General features: G+C 65.8%; 14 protein-coding genes. 10 read left to right on the top strand and 4 right to left on the bottom strand.

The window, feature by feature from the left end:
- Position 1: 1 nt before the first annotated feature.
- From ACLB0R_RS06275 to ACLB0R_RS06260, 4 genes are read right to left on the bottom strand one after another with little or no spacing between them, the layout of a single operon-like run.
- Complete coding sequence (locus ACLB0R_RS06275; protein ID WP_416642464.1) at positions 2 to 3,256, bottom strand: efflux RND transporter permease subunit; 3,255 nt, start codon at positions 3,254 to 3,256, stop codon at positions 2 to 4.
- Positions 3,257 to 3,259: 3 nt separating this feature from the next.
- A complete protein-coding gene (locus tag ACLB0R_RS06270; protein WP_240885774.1) occupies positions 3,260 to 4,420 on the bottom strand; it encodes an efflux RND transporter periplasmic adaptor subunit in 1,161 nt (386 codons plus the stop codon).
- 4 nt (positions 4,421 to 4,424) lie between these two features.
- On the bottom strand, positions 4,425 to 5,690 hold the full coding sequence (locus ACLB0R_RS06265) for a TolC family protein (protein WP_240885773.1): 1,266 nt from the start codon (positions 5,688 to 5,690) through the stop codon (positions 4,425 to 4,427).
- A gap of 12 nt (positions 5,691 to 5,702) precedes the next feature.
- Complete coding sequence (locus ACLB0R_RS06260) at positions 5,703 to 6,335, bottom strand: cation transporter (RefSeq protein WP_416642463.1); 633 nt, start codon at positions 6,333 to 6,335, stop codon at positions 5,703 to 5,705.
- Positions 6,336 to 6,416: 81 nt separating this feature from the next.
- Between ACLB0R_RS06260 and ACLB0R_RS06255 the strand changes: the two genes are divergently transcribed.
- The 10 genes from ACLB0R_RS06255 to ACLB0R_RS06210 all read left to right on the top strand — a co-directional run bounded on the left by ACLB0R_RS06255 (position 6,417) and on the right by ACLB0R_RS06210 (position 18,185).
- A complete protein-coding gene (locus ACLB0R_RS06255) occupies positions 6,417 to 6,812 on the top strand; it encodes a MerR family transcriptional regulator (protein ID WP_240885771.1) in 396 nt (131 codons plus the stop codon).
- 212 nt (positions 6,813 to 7,024) lie between these two features.
- Positions 7,025 to 8,143, top strand: a complete 1,119-nt coding sequence (locus tag ACLB0R_RS06250; protein ID WP_240885770.1) for an aspartyl protease family protein — start codon at positions 7,025 to 7,027, stop codon at positions 8,141 to 8,143.
- A 115-nt stretch (positions 8,144 to 8,258) separates the two neighbouring features.
- Positions 8,259 to 10,220, top strand: a complete 1,962-nt coding sequence (locus tag ACLB0R_RS06245; RefSeq protein WP_240885769.1) for a cytochrome c/FTR1 family iron permease — start codon at positions 8,259 to 8,261, stop codon at positions 10,218 to 10,220.
- Between the two features lie 32 nt (positions 10,221 to 10,252).
- Positions 10,253 to 11,125, top strand: coding sequence for an undecaprenyl-diphosphate phosphatase (locus tag ACLB0R_RS06240; RefSeq protein WP_240885768.1), 873 nt, complete (start codon positions 10,253 to 10,255; stop codon positions 11,123 to 11,125).
- A gap of 187 nt (positions 11,126 to 11,312) precedes the next feature.
- A complete protein-coding gene (locus tag ACLB0R_RS06235; protein ID WP_416642461.1) occupies positions 11,313 to 11,639 on the top strand; it encodes a hypothetical protein in 327 nt (108 codons plus the stop codon).
- 134 nt (positions 11,640 to 11,773) lie between these two features.
- Positions 11,774 to 12,097 (top strand): hypothetical protein, encoded by a 324-nt coding sequence (locus ACLB0R_RS06230; RefSeq protein ID WP_416642460.1) that lies wholly within the window; start codon positions 11,774 to 11,776, stop codon positions 12,095 to 12,097.
- A 190-nt stretch (positions 12,098 to 12,287) separates the two neighbouring features.
- The gene (locus ACLB0R_RS06225; protein ID WP_416642459.1) at positions 12,288 to 13,454 is read left to right on the top strand and encodes a TolC family protein; all 1,167 of its coding nucleotides are present in this window, start codon (positions 12,288 to 12,290) and stop codon (positions 13,452 to 13,454) included.
- A 2-nt stretch (positions 13,455 to 13,456) separates the two neighbouring features.
- On the top strand, positions 13,457 to 14,716 hold the full coding sequence (locus ACLB0R_RS06220) for an efflux RND transporter periplasmic adaptor subunit (protein WP_240885825.1): 1,260 nt from the start codon (positions 13,457 to 13,459) through the stop codon (positions 14,714 to 14,716).
- Complete coding sequence (locus ACLB0R_RS06215; RefSeq protein WP_240885764.1) at positions 14,713 to 17,859, top strand: efflux RND transporter permease subunit; 3,147 nt, start codon at positions 14,713 to 14,715, stop codon at positions 17,857 to 17,859. Before ACLB0R_RS06220 ends, ACLB0R_RS06215 begins: the two co-directional genes overlap by 4 nt.
- Positions 17,856 to 18,185: a copper-binding protein gene (locus tag ACLB0R_RS06210; protein WP_240885763.1), complete on the top strand. Its 330-nt coding sequence runs from the start codon at positions 17,856 to 17,858 to the stop codon at positions 18,183 to 18,185. The genes ACLB0R_RS06215 and ACLB0R_RS06210 overlap by 4 nt, the downstream gene beginning before the upstream one ends.
- Positions 18,186 to 18,296 lie beyond the last annotated feature (111 nt).

The raw sequence follows: 18,296 nt of genomic DNA, 5'->3' as shown, positions 1-18,296 counted from the left end.
ATCAGGCGTTCTGAGGTGCGGGGCCGCCATGGTGACCCACGGTCGGAGCCGCGCCTGCTTCCCCCTGCTCGTCGTGCGACCGTGGCAATTCCCGCCGGCCGTAGCGCGCGTAGAGCGTCGGCAGCACGAACAGAGTCAGCAAGGTCGCGGAGATCAGGCCGCCGATGACGACCGTGGCCAGCGGTTTCTGGACCTCAGCACCGGCACCATGCCCGAGCGCCATCGGCACGAAGCCGAGCGAGGCCACCAGCGCCGTCATCGCCACAGGGCGAAGCCGGGCCAAGGCACCGTCACGGCTCGCCGTCGCCCGGTCCATGCCGTTGCGCATAAGGTCCTGGATCGACGTCACCATCACCAGCCCGTTGAGCACCGCGATGCCAGACAAGGCGATGAAGCCCACGGCCGCCGAGATCGAGAAGGGCATGCCGCGCAGCACGAGCGCGAGGACGCCGCCGACCAGCGCGAGGGGAACGCCGGTGAAGACGATCGCGGCATCGCGCGCCGAGCCGAGCGCGCCGTAGAGCAGCAGCAGGATCAGCGCGAAGCAGGCCGGCACGACCAGCATCAGCCGCGCGCGGGCTGATGCGAGATTCTCGAACTGACCGCCCCATTCGAGATAGGTGCCCGCCGGCAGTGCCACGTCGCGCGCGATCGCCGCCTGCGTTTCCGCGACCACGCTCGCGACATCCCGACCGCGAACATTGGCCTGAACGACGACGCGCCGTTTGCCGTTCTCGCGGCTGATCTGGTTGGGACCATCATTGATCTGGATGTCGGCGACACTCGCCAGCGGCACCGATACGCCCGACGGCGTCGGCACGGGCACCTGTCCCAGTCTCTCGAAATTGGCGCGATCGACGTCGGACAGACGGATGACGACCGGGAAGTGGCGATCGCCCTCGAAAATGACCCCCGCCTCGCGGCCGCCGACCGTCGCGGCGATGGCCGCCTGGACGTCTTTGGCGGTGACGCCGAGACGCGCCGCTGCATCGCGGTTGAAGGCGATATCGAGCATCGGCAAGCCTTCGGTCTGCTCGACCTTCACGTCCTCGGCGCCTTTCGCGCGGCGCAGCACCGCCGCAATCTTGTCGGCGACGTCGTTCATCTGGCCGAAGTCGTCGCCGAACACCTTGACCGCGACATCGCTGCGGACGCCGGCGATCAGCTCGTTGAAGCGCATCTGGATCGGCTGGGTGACCTCGTAGGAATGGCCCGGAACGCCAGCCAGACGTTTTTCGATGCGCTCGACCACCTCCGCCTTCGCCTCACCCGGATCGGGCCATTGGTCACGCGGCTTGAGCATGACGAAGGTGTCGGTTGCGTTGGGCGGCATCGGGTCCGACGCCAGCTCGGCGGTGCCAGTTCGCGAGAACACCGTCTTGATCTCGGGCATCCCGGCAAGCACCTTCTCGATCTGGAACTGCATCTTCTGGCTTTGCTCGACCGAGGTGCCCGGCACGCGATAGGCGGAGACGAGGACATTGCCCTCGTCGAGCTGGGGCAGGAACTCCTGGCCGAGGGACAGATAGCCCCCCACGGCGAGCGCGAGTGACGCCACGGCGATGCCGATCGTGAGCTTGGGACGGCTGAGCGCCCGGTCGAGGCCCGGTTCGTAGCGGCGGCGCAGCCATCCAACGATCCGGCCTTCCTTCTCCTCCACCGGCTTGCTCAGCCAGACGGCGATCGCCGCCGGCACGAAGGTGAGCGACAGGATGAAGGCGAACAGCAGCGCCATGATGACGGTGAGCGCCATCGGCTCGAACGTCTTGCCCTCCACACCCGAAAGGGTCAGCAGCGGCACATAAACGATGATGATGATCGCCTGCCCATAGACCGAGGGGCGGATCATCTCACGAGCGGCCTGGGCGATCACGGACAGGCGCTCGCCAATATCGAGATGATGGCCGTGGCGGTGCTGCCGCTCGGCCAGGCGACGCAAGGCATTCTCGACGATGATAACGGCGCCGTCGACGATCAGACCGAAATCGAGTGCGCCAAGGCTCATCAGGTTCGCCGAGACCCCGACGCGGAGCATGCCGAAGCTGGTCAGCAACATCGTGACCGGGATGACTGCCGCCGCGATCAGAGCAGCGCGAAAATTGCCGAGCAGCAGGAACAGGACGACGATAACCAGCACCGCGCCTTCGCCCAGGTTGCGAGCAACAGTGGAGATGGTCGAGTTCACCAGCGCGGTCCGGTCAAGCACGGGCTCGATCACAACATCGGGCGGAAGCGACGGACCGATCTTGCGCAACCGTTCGCCCACGCCGGTTGATACGGTGCGGCTGTTCTCGCCGATCCGCATCACGGCGGTGCCGGTCACGACTTCCCGGCCATTCTCCGACGCCGAACCGAGGCGGATTCCCTGGCCGAGACGGACATCGGCGACCTGCCCGAGCAGGATCGGCACGCCGTCGCGCGTCGCGACCACCGTGTTGCGGAGCTGCGGGATGCTGCGGATGCGCGCGTCGGCGCGCACCGCGAGCCCTTCGCCGTTGCGATCGACCACCCCGGCCCCGATCGCGCTGTTGTTCGCCTCCAGCGCGTCGGCAAGTTCGGCCAGGCTGAGCTTGATCGCGGCGAGCTTCTGGACGTCGGGTACAACCAGATATTCCTTGTCGAAACCGCCGAGCGAGTCGACGCCGGCGACACCGGCAACCGATTTCACCTGCGGCGCGACGATCCATTCCTGGACGCTGTGGAGATAGGTCGCCCGGTCGGCCTCGCTGACGAGGCGATCCCCCTCGGGCGTTATATAGCTGCCATCGGGCTGGATGCCGGGCTCGCCGGGCTTGTGCCGTTCATGACCACGCTCTTGATAGTGGAGCGTCCACATGTAGATGTCGCCGAGGCCGGTCGCGATTGCGCCCATTTCCGGCGTGACACCGGCTGGCAGCGATTCCTTCAGATCGTTGAGCCGCTCGGCCACCTGCGCCCGCGCGAAATAGATGTCGGTCGCGTCGGAAAATACCGCCGTTACCTGGGCGAAGCCGTTGCGGCTCAGCGAGCGCGTGCTCTCGAGGCCCTTGATGCCGGCGAGCGCGGTCTCGACCGGGAATGTGACCTGCTTTTCGATCAACTCCGGCGAAAGCGCCGGCGCCCGCACGTTGATCTGCACCTGATTGTTGGTGACATCGGGAACGGCGTCGATCGGGAGCTGCCGGAGCGACACGATGCCGATGATGGCGGCAACGACGGTCAGCAGCAGGACAAGCCAGCGACGCGCGACCGCAAGGGTAACGATGCGTTCGATCATGGCTTAATCCTCGTCCCCACCCGCGCTCTTGCCGAGTTCGGATTTCAGGATGAAGCTGTTGGTGGAGGCAACCTGCTCGCGTCCGGTGAGGCCCGAGGCAATGACCACTGTCTCGCCCGACTGGGCGCCGAGCGTCACCGGCGTCGCCTTGAAGCCATCGTCGGTCCGGACGAACACAACGGACTTGCCGTCGATCGTCTGGATCGACGTGAGCGGCACGCGAATACTGGTATCGCCTGCGCCGACGAGCTGGATCGCGGCGGTCACGGATTCGCCGACGCGCCATTGGCCGCCTCGGTTGTCGATGGTCGCGACGACGGGCACGAGCCGCGTCTGGGGATCAAGCGCAGGCGAAACGAAGGTGACACGGGCCTGCGTTGTCCGTCCCGGCGCCGTCATCTCGACGGTCGCGCCCGGGTGCACCCGGCCTGCATCCGCCGGCGAGAGCGACAGCGAAAGCGAGACGGTCGAAAGATTGGCAACGCGGAACAGCTCGGCATCGGCCGCGACGGTCTGCCCAAGCATGGCGTTCCGGCCAATGACCTGGCCCGCGATCGGCGCGACGATGCCGACGCGGTTGAGTGACCCGCCGCCGCCGCCGGTCGCGGACAGTTGCTGGCGCGCGAGGCGAAGCGCGATGTTCGCTTCCGTCGCTGCGGTGCGCGCCGCGATCAGATCCTGTTCGGGCGACACGCGCTCGGCATAGAGGCGCTGCTCGCGTGCATAGTTCGACTGTGCGAGCGCGAGCCGTGCGCGCGCCGCCTCGACTTCGCCCTTGAGCGAGGCTGCCTCGCGGCTCTCAACCACCGCTAGCGTCTCGCCGCGCCGGACGGCCTCGCCAAGATTGCGATTGAGCGCCACCACCCGCCCGGCGATCGCGGCGGACACGATTTGCGTGCCTTGCGGATTGCCCTCGACGGTCGCCGGCAGCTCGATCGCGCCGCCATTCCCGCCGACGGTCGGATGGACGATCTCGATTCCGGCCGTCCTGATCTGGTCGGCCGACAGCTTGACCGTATCGGCCTTCTTGCCGCTCTCGCCCTTGGCTTCTCCGGCCGCTTCGGTCTTTTCGCCGGAGGCTTCCTTGGCCGCCTGCCCACTGCATGCAGCAAGCAGCACTGCCAGGAGAAGCGGTGAAGCCGCCTGGAAACGGGATGAGGTCATCGGGTCAGTCCTTTGCGGAGGCGGTCAGGCGATCGAGCTGGGCCTGGGCGTTGTGGAAGGCGGCAAGCGCGTCGATCGCGGCCGACCGGGTATCGGCCAGAGTGCGTTCCGCCTCGAGAAGATCGAGCTGGCCGAACTTGCCTTCGCGATAGCCGATGCGGGCGATGCGCGCGGCCTCCTGGGCCGCGGCGAGCGACGGCCCCGCCGCGGTCCTGGCCGCTGCTGCGGCGTTGGCGACATCCGCCTGTGCCTGCCCGATTGCCTGCTCATTTTCGAGTTCGGCCGCGCGTCGCAGCGCCGTGGCCCTGTCCCGTTCGGCGCCTGCCTGCGCGATCGACGATGTGCCGCTGTTGAAGAACGGTAACGGCACGGACACGCCAAACACCGCAGCCACGTCATTGTTGATCGGCAGGCGCCGCAAGCCTGCGCTCACCGTCACATCGGGCAGCCGCTGCGATCGCGCCAGCCGAAGCTGTGCGTCGGCCGCTTTTTCGTCGGCTCGCGCCGAAGCGACGGCAAGACTGCTGCCGGCGTCGAGCTGCGACGGCCCATAGCTGTCCACCCGATCAAACCATGCTTCATCGAGCGCGCCCGTCGCGGGACGGCCGATACGGCGACCGAGGTTCGCCCTTGCCAAGTCCGCGAGGCGCGCCGCGCGGTCGACGGCTGCGTCCGCGCTGATCCGCAGCACTTCGGCGCGCTGTTCCTCCAGCGGCGACGCGCGCCCGGCCACGACGCGAACATGGGCGGCACGGACCGCCTCTGCCGCGATCGCCGCCTGGTCACGTGCGGTCGCAAGACGCCGATCGGCTGCGAGAGCTTCCACATAGGCTTGTGTCACGGCCACCCGGAGATCAGCGCCGGCAACGACCCGCTCGATCTGCGCGCGGTTGCCTTGAGCATCGGCGACCGCGATCCGGGCGGAGCGCTTGCCTCCCAGTTCGACCGGCACGCCGACCGAGACCGTCTGTTTGGGCGCTTCGATCTCGTTATACGCGCGCGAACCGCCGACATTCTCGATGTCGGCATTGAGCAACGGGTTCGGCCGAAGAGCGGCGACCCGCCGAGCCGCGCCCGCGGCGCGCACGCCGGCATCGGCGGCGTCGATATTGGGCGAAGCCGAACCGGCGAGGTCGAGCGCGTCGGCCAGCGTCAAGACAGGGGCGTTCGCCGACGCCGATGTCTGGGCATGAGCTGCGGGGACGCCGGACGCTGAGGCGAGGACGGCTGCGGCGAGCGCGCAGGCCAAGGGGTTCGAAATTGGTGGCATGATACCCAAGGATCAGGGGGTGGAGCTGAGTTCGGCCCGTGCGTTGCGGACGATCTCATAGGCGGAATGGAGGAAAAGAAGAGCGATCACGCCGGCCACCACGAGGTCGGGCCATGCGCTGTCCGTCCATGCGACGAGCCCGGCCGCGACGATGACCGCGATGTTCGCGATGGCATCGTTGCGGCTGAACAGCCAGATCGCCTGCACATTGGCGTCGCCTTCGCGGAAGCGGGCAAGCACCAAGGCCGCGGTGACATTGACGGCAAGCGCCACGACACCGATCCCGCCCATCAGTTCCGCCTCCGGCACGGCTGCATTCAGCGCCCGCCAGATTGCGAAGCCGATGACCACGAGGCCTAACGCTCCTAGGAAAAGTCCTTGGCTGAGCGCAATCCGAGCGCGGCTACGCGGGGACCATGTCAGCGCGATCAGCCCCAACAGGCTGATCGAGCCATCTCCAAGGAAGTCGAGTGAATCCGCCTTCAGGGCCTGGCTGTCGGCAAGGAAGCCACCGACCAGCTCACACAGGCCAAATGCGAGGTTGAGCACGACGACGACCGTAAGCGCGTGTCGATAGGCCGGGTCGTGTTGTGCGCGTTTCTCGTCGCCATGACAGGCGCAGGATGAGGAGGCGGATTCGGTCATCAGCCTTCCCTACAATCTCTAGTCACTGTAGGAGCAAGCACTAAAGCGACGCGCTCGCAACAGATCGGAGACGAAAACCGCATGAAAATCGGGGAGCTATCGCGCGCGACCGCCACCAAAGTGACGACGATCCGCTTCTATGAGGAGATCGGGTTGCTCGATCGGCCGGTGCGGACTGAGTCTAATCGGCGCACTTATGCGCTTCGCGATGTCGATCGGCTCAACTTCGTTCGCAACGGCCGCAGGCTGGGCTTCTCGATCGAGGAGATTCGTTCGCTCATTGCACTCGCCAGCGAGCCGGGGCGCGATTGCGGGGAAGCGATGGCGATCGCATCTCGTCACCTCGCCGCAGTAGAGGAACGATTGGGACAGCTCGCAGCCCTTCGCGATGAACTGGCCGCGATGAGTCAGAATTGCGATCGCCAGCGGATCGCCGACTGCCGCGTCATCCAGGCCATTGCCCGACCAGTCGCATAGCAAACACGCCACCTCGTGGCGAAAAGGCTTGATCCTCCAGCGGCTGGAGGAGGTAGGAACCGACCGATCGCTGCGATTATGGGCAGTGACCAATCAGGTAATGTGGTGAACGCAATTCGGACGCCTTGACCGTGCAGCGACGAGCGATACTCGCCGGCCTTCTGTCCGGTAGTGGCTTGGCGTTGGCTACCACGCCGTCCCGCTTGCTCGCCATGACGGCGCATCGGGGCGGATTGTGGAGCGGGCTCGCTTCCGATGCCGCTTGGGACAGCTTCGAAATGGCAACCGGCGATACGCTGGTGGTGCGTGCGGACGTCGGCGGAATTTCGGTGGCGGCCATTCTCGACAGCGGCAGCGCGGCCTCCATCATCAGCGCTTCGCTCGCGCAGCGACTGGGGCTGGACGGGGCCGAGACACGCACGATCCGCGGATTGGGCGGACGAGCCTCTGCGAGGATCGTCCGCGACCTCGATGTCGTGATCGGCCGGCAGTCACGCCACCTCGCCCTGGCCTATACTGCCGATCTCGATACGGCGTCGGCCGCGTTCGGGAGGCCGATCGATCTCATATTGGGCCAGGACGTGCTCGCCGGTCGGTGCCTGGCGCTGGATTTCGCGAATGCTCGCTACGCCCTGGCCGAGCGCTTTGCAGGCGGACCGGATTGGGCTTTCGCGCCGATGGGGCACGGGAGCAATCGCGAGCTGTTGGTCTATGCGTCGATCGCCGGACTCGATCCTGCGCCGCTCGTGGTCGACCTCGGGAGCAGCACGGCGCTGATAGTGTCGCAGGGCTATGCCGATCGGCACGGCTTGCTAGACGGCAAGCCGCGTTCAACCGCGGTTCTCGGCGGCGTGGACGGCAAGCGTCTCGCAACCACGTTCATGGTGGATCGTACCGAGGTCGCGGGCCTTGGCGTGGATGTCATCCCCGCGCTCGCCGTCGACGATTGGCTTTCCGGCAGCACGGTCGGCAATATCGGCCTGCCGCTGCTTGCCCAATTCGACGTGGTGCTCGACTTCACGGTCGGACGGCTGTGGCTCCACGCACTCGCATCCGACCGCCGACCGGCCATGCTGGAAGACCATAGCGGCCTCGGTCTCGCGGCTTCCACCGACGCCCTCATTGTGGTCCATGTCGCGGCGGGAAGTCCTGCGGCACGCGATGGTTGGGCGATCGGAGAGCGGATCATTGCGGTCGACGGCCGGCCGGTCGACTTTACCTATACCCGGGGAGCGCTCTGGCGCTGGCGCTTCGGACCTGTCGGAAGGCGTGTGAAGCTCACGGTCGATGGCGGTGCCGTCCGCGAGATCCGGCTTGCCGACTATTACTGATCCTGGCCGATCGGACATCGTCCATGTCGTGCATCACACTGCCCTGACAATTGCTATTGCGTCGTGCTCGCAAAGTTCTTGCTTCTACAGCTACTGGAGGTTGTAGGGCAGAGCGATGTCCCACCTCCCATTTCGCCGATTCTCAGCGGCAACGGCTCGGCGCGTCTTCGCCTCGGTAATCGCGCTTTTTTGGCTGGCCGCGATACCGGCCGGGCTGAGCGCGGCACCGGCAGCGGACCCGAACGACGTGCAAACCGCCTGGCGGCTGCTCGACTATATGGCCGTGGACTATGGCGGCGCGGTCGATGGGGGCCGGATAAAGAGCGCGTCTGAATATGCCGAGATGACCGAATTCGCGGCATCCGTGTCGGCGCGGCTCGCAACCTTGCCGCCGACACCGCAGCGCGGGGCATTGATGTCGGGCGCCGCGCACCTCCAGGCTGTCATCGGCCGCAAGGGATCGCCGGAAGAAGTCGCAACGCTCACGCACGGACTGGCAGCAGACCTCCTCCAAGCCTATCCCGTTCCGCTTGCCCCCGCCACGCCGCCGAGCTTCGCGCGGGGCGAGGCATTGTTCCAGACGACCTGCGCCGCATGCCATGGCGCGACCGGCGATGGCCATGGCCTGAATGCGGCCAAGCTCAGCACATCGCCGATCGCTTTCACCGATCTGACCCGTGCCCGCCAGCGAAGCATATTCGCGCTCTATCAGGTCATCGGCCAGGGCATTGACGGCACCGCCATGCAGAGCTTCGCGGACCTTCCGAGCGACGATCGCTGGGCGCTTGCGCTTCGCGCCGGGAGCTTTGCCTTGACCGATGACCAGGCCCGCGAGGGCGAGCGTCTGTGGAAGGCAGACCCCACGCTGCGGCAGCGCATACCGGACCTCAAGACGCTGGTTTCGCTCACGCCGGCCACGCTTGCATCGAGCATCGGCGAACGACCGGCGCTGGCGGTGATGGCCTATCTGCGCCGTCACCCGGAAGCCGTGGTCGCGCAGGCGCCGGGCTCGCTCTCGCTGGTTCGGCAGAAGCTCGCAGCCAGTCTCGACGCGTTTCGCAAAGGCGACCGCCGCGCCGCCAAGGAGATTGCACTCTCCGCCTATCTTGACGGATTCGAGCCGGTCGAGCCCACCCTGGGCGCGCGCGATGCGACATTGCTCAGCCGGATCGAAGGCGCGATGGGCGAGTATCGCGCCGCAATCGACCAGGGCGTTTCGGCGGACGATCTCGCGAACCGCGCGCTCGTCCTGAACGGCTTGTTCGACGATGCCGAAGCGGCCCTGGTACCGAGTGCGTCCAGCCAAGCCTCGACGTTCCTGGGCGCGTTGACGATCCTGCTGCGCGAGGGGCTGGAAGCCCTGCTCATCATTGTCGCCATGATCGCCTTTCTCCGGAAGGCGGAGCGGACAGAGGTTCTGCCCTATGTCCATGGAGGATGGGTCGGTGCCCTCGCGGCGGGACTGCTTACCTGGTTCGTCGCCACTTATGCGATCGGGATCAGCGGCGCGAGCCGCGAGCTGACCGAAGGGTTCGGCTCGCTGTTCGCTGCCGTGGTTCTGCTGTCGGTCGGAATCTGGATGCATGGCAAGGCACAGGCCGATCAATGGCAGCGCTACATCCGGGACAAGATGGCGCATGCCCTGTCGGATCGCTCGGCCTGGCTCCTGTGCGGCCTCGCGTTCGTGGTCGTGTACCGCGAGGTGTTCGAGACGATTCTGTTCTACGCAGCGCTCTGGGTGCAGGGTAATGGTGGTGCGCTGCTCGCGGGTGCTGCGGCCGCGGTGCTGATGCTGGGGGTGATCGCCTGGGCCATGCTGCGCTACAGCCGTCAACTGCCGATCGCCCAATTCTTCTCCTACAGTTCGTGGCTGATGGCGGGGCTGACAGTCGTCCTCGCCGGGAAGGGCGTCGCCGCTCTCCAGGAAGCCGGCATTATTGACATCGCGCCGATGGCGGCCGCGCCGCGGCTTTCGATGCTCGGCATCTTCCCGACCTGGCAGTCGATCCTGACGCAGCTTGCGATGGCCGCCGCGATATTTATCGGTTTCTCGTATAATCGGCGGCGGGCGTCCTGACGCAGCCCGCTCCATCCAGGGAAAGATAGCCCATGACCGCTGCATGCTCGCCTGGCGTCGATACCGGCTTCGTGTCCCTCGGTCATGCCAAGGTCGCGTGGCTGGGATTGGTCCAGGGGATAACCGAGCTGCTTCCGATCTCCTCGACGGCCCACATGCGCGTCGTTCCCGCGCTGCTGGGCCGGCGCGATCCCGGCGCGGCGTTCTCGGCGGCGATGCAGCTTGCTGCTCGGGTGGCGGTGGTCAGCTATTTTCGGCGGGACGTGGTCCGGCTCGCTGGTGGCTCCGTTTCGGCCATCACTCAGCGGCGTTTTGACGACGCCGACCTTCGGCTGACGCTGCGCATCGGGCTCGCCACCCTTCCGATCGTGATCGCCGGCGCCGCACTGAGCACCATCCTCAATCAATGCGCTTCGCCGCTTCGCAGTCTCACGGCGATCGGCTGGGCCTGTATCGGCATGGCGCTCCTGATGGCGCTGACCGAGATTACGGCACGTCATCGCCGAACCGTCGAGAGTTCCTCGCTTGTTGATGCAATTCTCGTCGGACTTGCTCAGGTTGGTGCCCCCATTCCCGGTATTTCGAGATCGGGCTCGACCCTGACCGCGGCCCTGGCGCTCATCTTCAGGCGCGAGGAGGCGGCGCGTTTGTCCTTCCTGATAGGTATTCCGGCTATCGCGCTCGCGGCACTCAAGGAGATTTGGGAACTCCACCGGCCGGGGCTCGACTTGCGCGGCTGGTCGGTGCTGATGGTCGGTCTGTTAACGGCTTCAATTTCCGCGTTCATCGCGATCTGGGCGCTGAAGCGCATTCTCGAGCGCTTCTCCGCATGGCCCTTTGTTGTTTATCAAGGACTTCTCGGCGTGTTGTTACTCATCATGATGGCGTGGAGTTCCTTCGCTTAAGGGACGAAGTGGATATGGCGAAATGCCGTTTCAATTCCGACATTGTCTCAGTTAGAAACAGCCGGTCAGGTCAGCCGAGCCGATGGGCCGATTATCCGATCCGCTGTCGCGCATCGGTGCCATGAGTCCACAGCGCTAAGTCGCATTGTTTTGTAACTCATAGCGGTTGTGCTACGAATAGCCCACCATGAAGCGTCTACTCATCCTGATTCTGGCGATGTTTGTCGTGGCGGCTCCGGTTCCGGCGCTCGCGACGCAGGCGATGTGCGCCGATGCGATGCCGGTAATGGCGTCGATGGATCATGGCATGAAGAAAGGCTCGTGCTGCGACGAGAAGCACAAGGCGTGTATGCTGGCGTGCGACGCGATGTGCGTCGTCGCGCTGGCGACGCCCGCGCCGCAGCCTTCTGCCCGGGCGATTGAGCTCAGCGTTCGCCCGTTACCGCAACTGGTATCGTTCACGATCGCCAAGCCCACGCGCGGGCTTGATCCTCCTCCTCGAAACGTCGCCTGACCCAAGCGCCCGACGGCGCTCCCACTTTACCGGATGCGGATCGCGACTGCCGAATGGCCCGCGCCCGCATGGATCAAGCGACATAACCGGCCCGACCCAGAGCGGCGGGACTGGCATCATTCGAGGAACTTATCATGACCCGTTTTTCAAGCATCGTTCTCGCTGCGACCGCGCTTGCCGCAGGCCTTGGCACCACCGCCCCGGCTTTCGCCGCCGCCCATGGTAGCGATGGCTATCATTGGGAATACACGCCCGGCCCGCGTGGCACGGCGCATCGCGTAGCCGACCGTCCCGCCAAGCCTGTCGAAACGGCTGTTATAAAAGGGCACTGGCGTTGGAATGCCGGCCCCCGCGGCGGCGTTACTTGGGTCCCCACCGTCACCGACCGCCGGATGGTTCCGGTCGGGCAAAAGGCCGACATGAAGGCTACGCCGGAGATGGCCGCGAGCGCATCGTAACTCCCCCTTCGCCCGATGGACTGACGTCCATCGGGCGACATTCTGTCACGCACAAGGACCGTCTTCTATCGACGGTCCTCTTTGCCGTTTCAGCTCGATCAGCCATAAATGGCGAAGGGGGATTATGATGCACCGAAGGATCATTACTGCGGTCGCAATATTCGCGTCGGTTCCGGCGAACGCGGGGCCATTGACATTCGATCAGGCGCTGGAGCGCGCCGATCATGATGCGCCGAGCATTGCTGCGCGCGCCGCGTCTGCCGATGCGGCGCGATCGGCGGCGATTGCCGCTGATCGGCTGCCCGATCCCAAGCTCGAAGTTAAGCTGCAAGACTTTCCCTTTACCGGTCCTGACGCGGGCAAGTTCAACAGCGACAACTTCACGATGGGCGTGCTCGGCATCAGCCAGGAAGTGCCCAACATCGCCAAGCGTCGAGCGCGCGCCGCGCGCGCGACTGCCGATATCGGGATGGCCGATGCCGAGGGCGCAGCGGAACGTCGACGGGTCCGTGTCGCAGCGGGGATGGCGTGGGTCGATCTCTATTATGCCGAGCGCCAGCTGGCGATCCTGGACCGGCTGGGCCAGCGACTGAATGATCTCGCAACGACCGCGCCGGCCCGGCTGGCGAGCGGTGCCGCCCGTCCGGCCGAGGCGATCGAGCCGCAGCGACTGCGCGCTGCGCTCGATGACCGCCGCAGCGATCTCAAGGCGGCAATCGCCAGCGCCCGTGCCCAGCTGACGCGCTGGACGGGCGAGGCCGATCCGCAGGTGGTCGGTCCGCCGCCGGATGCGACGCTCAACGAGGCCGGCCTGCGCGCCGGACTGGCGACGCTCCCGTCGCTCCAGGTCAAGGACGCGCTGATCGGCCAGGCGGCCGCTGAGATGCGTCTGGCGGAGGCTGCCAAGCATCCCGATTGGGAAGTTAGCGGATCGATTGGCAATCGCGAGCCGCGTTACGGCAACCTGTTCTCGCTGGGCGTCAAGATCGACCTGCCGTTGTTCGCGGGTAAACGCCAGAATCCGGTGATCGCGGCCAGGGCGAGCGAGATGGCACGCGCCCGCCTCGACCGAGCCGATGCCGAACGCGAGATCATCGCGGCGTTCGAGAGCGATCTTGCCGATCATCGGATGCATCATGAGCGGCTTGAGCGTGCGCAGGATATTTTGCTCCCGCTGGCCCGCCAGCGGAACGATCTGGATCGAGCGAGCTACGCCGCCGGAAGGATCGATCTCGGCACCGCGCTGCAATCGTCGATCGCGCTGGCCGAGGCGGAGGTCGACCTGCTCGACCGCGAGGCCGAGGTGGCGCGCGACGGGGTGCGGATCACGCTCAGCTACGGAGGAGATCGGCCGTGAAGATGAACGCAGATCGGGCCTCCCAACTTGCCGCAGCGTTGGCCTTCGTCGCGCTGATCGGGTTCCTCGGCGGTCGTTATTCCTCACCGCCAAATGGTGGTGCGTCCACCGGGTCGGAAGCGGCCGGCGGCAAGCAGCCGCTTTATTATTACGATCCGATGTTCCCGAACCAGAAGTTCGACAAGCCCGGCAAGTCGCCGTTCATGGATATGGAGCTGGTCCCCAAATATGCCGATGGGGGTAGCGGCACAGGGGGCACGGGTGCGAGCGGCCCCCCGGCAGTGACGATCAACCCGGCGGCGATGCAGAATCTGGGCGTTCGCATCGCCGCAGCGAAGCGCGATACCCTCGCGACCGGCGTTGATGTCACCGGCGTCATCGCCTTCAACGAGCGCAACGTTGCGGTGGTGCAAGCGCGCAGCGCCGGGTTCGTGCAGCGCGGCTATGGCCGGGCACCGGGCGACGTGGTTGCCGCCGGAGCGCAGATAGCCGCGTTGCTCGTGCCCGAATGGGGCGGCGCGCAGCGCGAATATCTGGCGGTTCGGCGCACCGGCAATGCCGCACTCGCGGCAGCGGCACGCCAGCGGCTCGCGCTACTCGGCATGCCGCCGGGGTTGATCGCTGCCGTTGCACGGAGCGGGCGCGTTCAAGACGTAACGGCGATGACCACGCCGATAGCAGGCGTCATCGACACGCTCGACGTGCGACCTGGCATGACACTCGCCGCAGGCCAGCCGCTCGCGCGGATCGTCGGCCTGCAATCGGTATGGCTCGACGCGTCGGTCCCCGAGGCTCGGGTTGGCGAGGTCCATCCGGGTGGCACGGTGACGGCGGAACTCGCCGCCTTTCCGGGCGAGCGCTTTCCCGGGCGGGTGCAGGCGATCCTGCCGACCGCGCAGAGCGACAGCCGCACCGTCACGGTGCGGGTCGAGCTGCGCAATCCGGGGCTGCGATTGCGGCCCGGCATGTTCGCCCGCGTGGCGCTGGGCGAAGGCGAGCGCAGCGCGCTGTTGATCCCGACCGAAGCGGTGATCCGCACCGGCAAGCGCACGCTCGTGATGCTCGCGGCAGGCGATGGCCGCTATCATCCCGCCGAGGTTCAGATCGGCCGCGAAAGCGGCGGTCGCAGTGAAGTCCTTGCCGGTTTGGCCGAGGGCGAGAAGGTCGTCGCCTCGGGCCAGTTCCTGCTCGACTCCGAAGCGAGTCTGACCGGCATCCCGGTCCGCCCGATCGGCGCGGCTCCTGCGGGAAGCCACAAGTGATTGCCGCCGTCATTCGCTGGTCGATTGCGCAACGACTGTTCGTGCTGCTCGCTGCGGCGATGATCGCGGCGGCAGGGTTCATTGCGGTGCGCTCGACCGCGATCGACGCGCTTCCGGACCTGTCCGACGTGCAGGTCATCATCCGCACCAATTATCCGGGCCAGGCGCCGCGTATCGTCGAAAACCAGGTCACCTATCCGCTCGCGACGACGATGCTGTCGGTGCCCGGCGCCCGGGTCGTGCGCGGCTATTCCTTCGTCGGCTACAGCCTCGTCTACGTGCTGTTCGAGGACAATACCGACCTCTATTGGGCGCGCAGCCGCGTGCTCGAATATCTGAGCCAGGTCCAGGGACAGTTGCCGGCGGGCGCCAAGACCGAGCTCGGGCCCGACGCGACCGGCGTTGGCTGGATTTACGAATATGCGCTGGTCGATCGCAGCGACCGCCATGACCTGGCCGAGCTCCGGAGCTTGCAGGACTGGTTCCTCCGCTATGAGCTGAAGACGATCCCCGGCGTCAGCGAAGTCGCGACCGTTGGCGGCATGGTGCGGCAATACCAAGTCGTGCTCGATCCCGACAAGCTGATCGCCTACGGCGTCACGCACGAGGCGGTGATCGACGCGATCAGGCGCGGCAACCAGGAAGCGGGCGGCTCGGTGATCGAACAGGCCGAAGCCGAATATATCGTCCGCGCGAGCGGCTATCTCGCCAATCTCGACGATTTCCGGGCGTTGCCGATCAAGACGACGGCGGGTGGCGTGCCCGTCACGCTTGCCGATGTGGCAACCGTACAGGTCGGCCCCGACATGCGGCGCGGTGTGGCCGAATTGAACGGACAAGGTGAAGTCGCCGGCGGCATCATCGTTCTGCGCTCGGGCGCAAACGCCCGGGCTGCCATCAGCGCGGTCAAGGCCAAGCTCGAAACGCTGAAGGCCAGCCTGCCGGCCGGCGTCGAGATCGTTCCCACTTATGATCGATCGGCGCTGATCGGGCGATCGGTCGATAATCTGACGAGCAAGCTGATCGAGGAGTTCATCGTCGTCGCGATCGTCTGCGCGCTGTTTCTGTGGCACGCGCGATCGGCCTTGGTCGCGGTCGTGACGCTCCCGCTCGGCGTTCTTGCCGCTTTCATCGTGATGCGGGTGCAGGGGATCAACGCTAACATCATGTCGCTGGGCGGCATTGCCATTGCGATTGGCGCGATGATCGACGCCGCCGTCGTGATGATCGAGAACGCACATAAGCATCTTGAGCGCTGGGCGCACGATCATCCCGATGAGGAGCTGAAAGGCGCCCGCCGTTGGGCGGTGATCGGGAATGCAGCTTCGGAAGTCGGACCGGCGCTGTTCCTCAGCCTCATGATTATCGCCTTGTCGTTTGTTCCGGTTTTTGCGCTTCAAGGGCAGGAGGGGCGGCTGTTCGCGCCGCTTGCCTTCACCAAGACTTACGCGATGGCCGCCGCCGCCATCCTGTCGATCACCCTGGTACCGGTGCTGATGGGGTATCTGATTCGCGGTCGCATCCCGCCGGAAAGCGCCAATCCGATCAACCGCGTGCTGACCGCGCTCTATCGGCCCGCGCTCGATTGGGTGCTCGTTCATCCGAAGCGCACCTTGGCCATCGCTGGCCTCGTCTTTGCGACCAGCCTCTTCCCCCTCTCGCAACTGGGCGGCGAATTCATTCCGCAGATCGACGAGGGCGACCTGCTATACATGCCATCGGCCCTTCCCGGCATCTCGACCGCCAAGGCCGCGCAACTGCTCCAGCAGACCGACCGGCTGATCAAGACCGTCCCCGAGGTCGACAGCGTGTTCGGCAAGGCGGGACGTGCCGAAACGGCGACCGACCCCGCGCCGATGGAAATGTTCGAGACAATGGTCCGCTTCAAGCCGCGCGACCGGTGGCGCCCCGGCATGACGCCGGAGAAGCTGGTCGATGCGCTCGACCACGCGGTCAAGGTGCCGGGCCTCGCCAATTTCTGGATTCCGCCGATCCGCAACCGGATCGACATGCTGTCGACCGGGATCAAGAGTGCGATCGGGATCAAGGTGGCGGGTTCCGATCTGACGCAAATTGACGCCACGGCGCGCCATATCGAGGCCGTCGCCAAGACCGTGCCCGATGTGAGTTCTGTGCTCGCGGAGCGGCTGACTGGCGGACGCTACATCGACATCGATATCGATCGCTTTGCCGCCGCCCGGTTCGGGATGAATATCGCGGATGTCCAGTCGGTTGTCTCGAGCGCGATCGGCGGCGAAACCGTGGGCCAGACGGTGGAGGGGCTGGCGCGCTATCCGATCAGTGTCCGATATCCGCGCGAGTTGCGCGACAGCGCGGACGCGCTGCGCAATCTCCGCTTCCTGGCGCCGGGCGGTCAGCAGGTGACGCTGGGGACGGTGGCGACGATCACGACCAGCGAAGGGCCGCCGATGCTGCGTAGCGAGAATGGACGGCCTGTCACGTGGATCTATGTCGATGCGCGAGGGCGCGATCTCACCTCGATCGTCGCCGATCTCCAGCATGTGATCGACCGCGACGTGAAGCTGCCGCCGGGGATCAGCGTCAGCTTCACCGGCCAGTTCGAATATCTCGCGCGTGCAAGGGAGCGGTTGACGGTCGTCGTGCCGGCGACGCTCCTCATCATCTTCGTGCTGCTCTATGTCACCTTTGGCCGGTTCGACGAGGCATTGCTGGTCATGGCGACCCTGCCGTTCGCGCTGACCGGCGGGTTCTGGCTGCTTTGGCTATTGGGCTACAACCAGTCGGTGGCGACCGCAGTCGGCTTTATCGCGCTGGCGGGAGTCGCGGCGGAGTTCGGCGTGGTCATGCTGATCTACCTCAAGCACGCGCTTGCCGAGCGCGGTGCGGACCCGTCAGCCGAAAATGTCGAGGCGGCGGTGCGCGAGGGCGCGCTGCTACGCGTGCGGCCCAAGGCAATGACCGTGGCCGTGATTTTGGCCGGGTTGTTCCCGGTTCTGATCGGAACCGGCACGGGTTCGGAGGTCACCAGTCGCATCGCCGCGCCGATGATCGGCGGGATGCTGACTGCCCCGCTTCTGTCGATGCTCGTCATCCCGGCAGCCTATCTGCTAATGCGTCGACGCACCCGCTTTCGACCTGGAGATGAAGGAGTATTTTCGTGAAAAAGATCATTTCTATCGCCCTGCCGCTGATGCTGGCTGGCTGTGGCAATCCCGACACCAGCCCTGGCACTAATGTGCATGCCGCCGAGGCGCAGACCGAGCCCAAGATCGGCAACGGTGAGGGTACCGTCACCGCCATCGATGCGAGCACCGGCAAGATCACGCTCTCACATGGCCCGGTAACCGAGCTGCAATGGCCTGCAATGACGATGGGCTTTTCCGCCAAGGATGGTCAGACGGGCGGGCTTAAGGTTGGCGACCGGGTTAAGTTCAGCTTCCGGTGGGACGGCAAGACTGCGGAGATCGAGTCGATCGAGCGCAAATGATCTGGATGGAAATCAGTTCGGAAGGTCCGATCCGATCGATGGCAACGCTGTTATGATCCAGTGTCCCGTTGCCCCGTCTTATCGACACTCTATCATGCCGCTCACAAGACT

This window comes from Sphingomonas sp. GlSt437 (assembly GCF_048015635.2).
Classification (GTDB): Bacteria; Pseudomonadota; Alphaproteobacteria; order Sphingomonadales; family Sphingomonadaceae; genus Sphingomonas.
The sequence above is the reverse complement of the archived record's forward strand: the minus strand, read 5'-3'. Positions and strand labels throughout refer to the sequence as shown.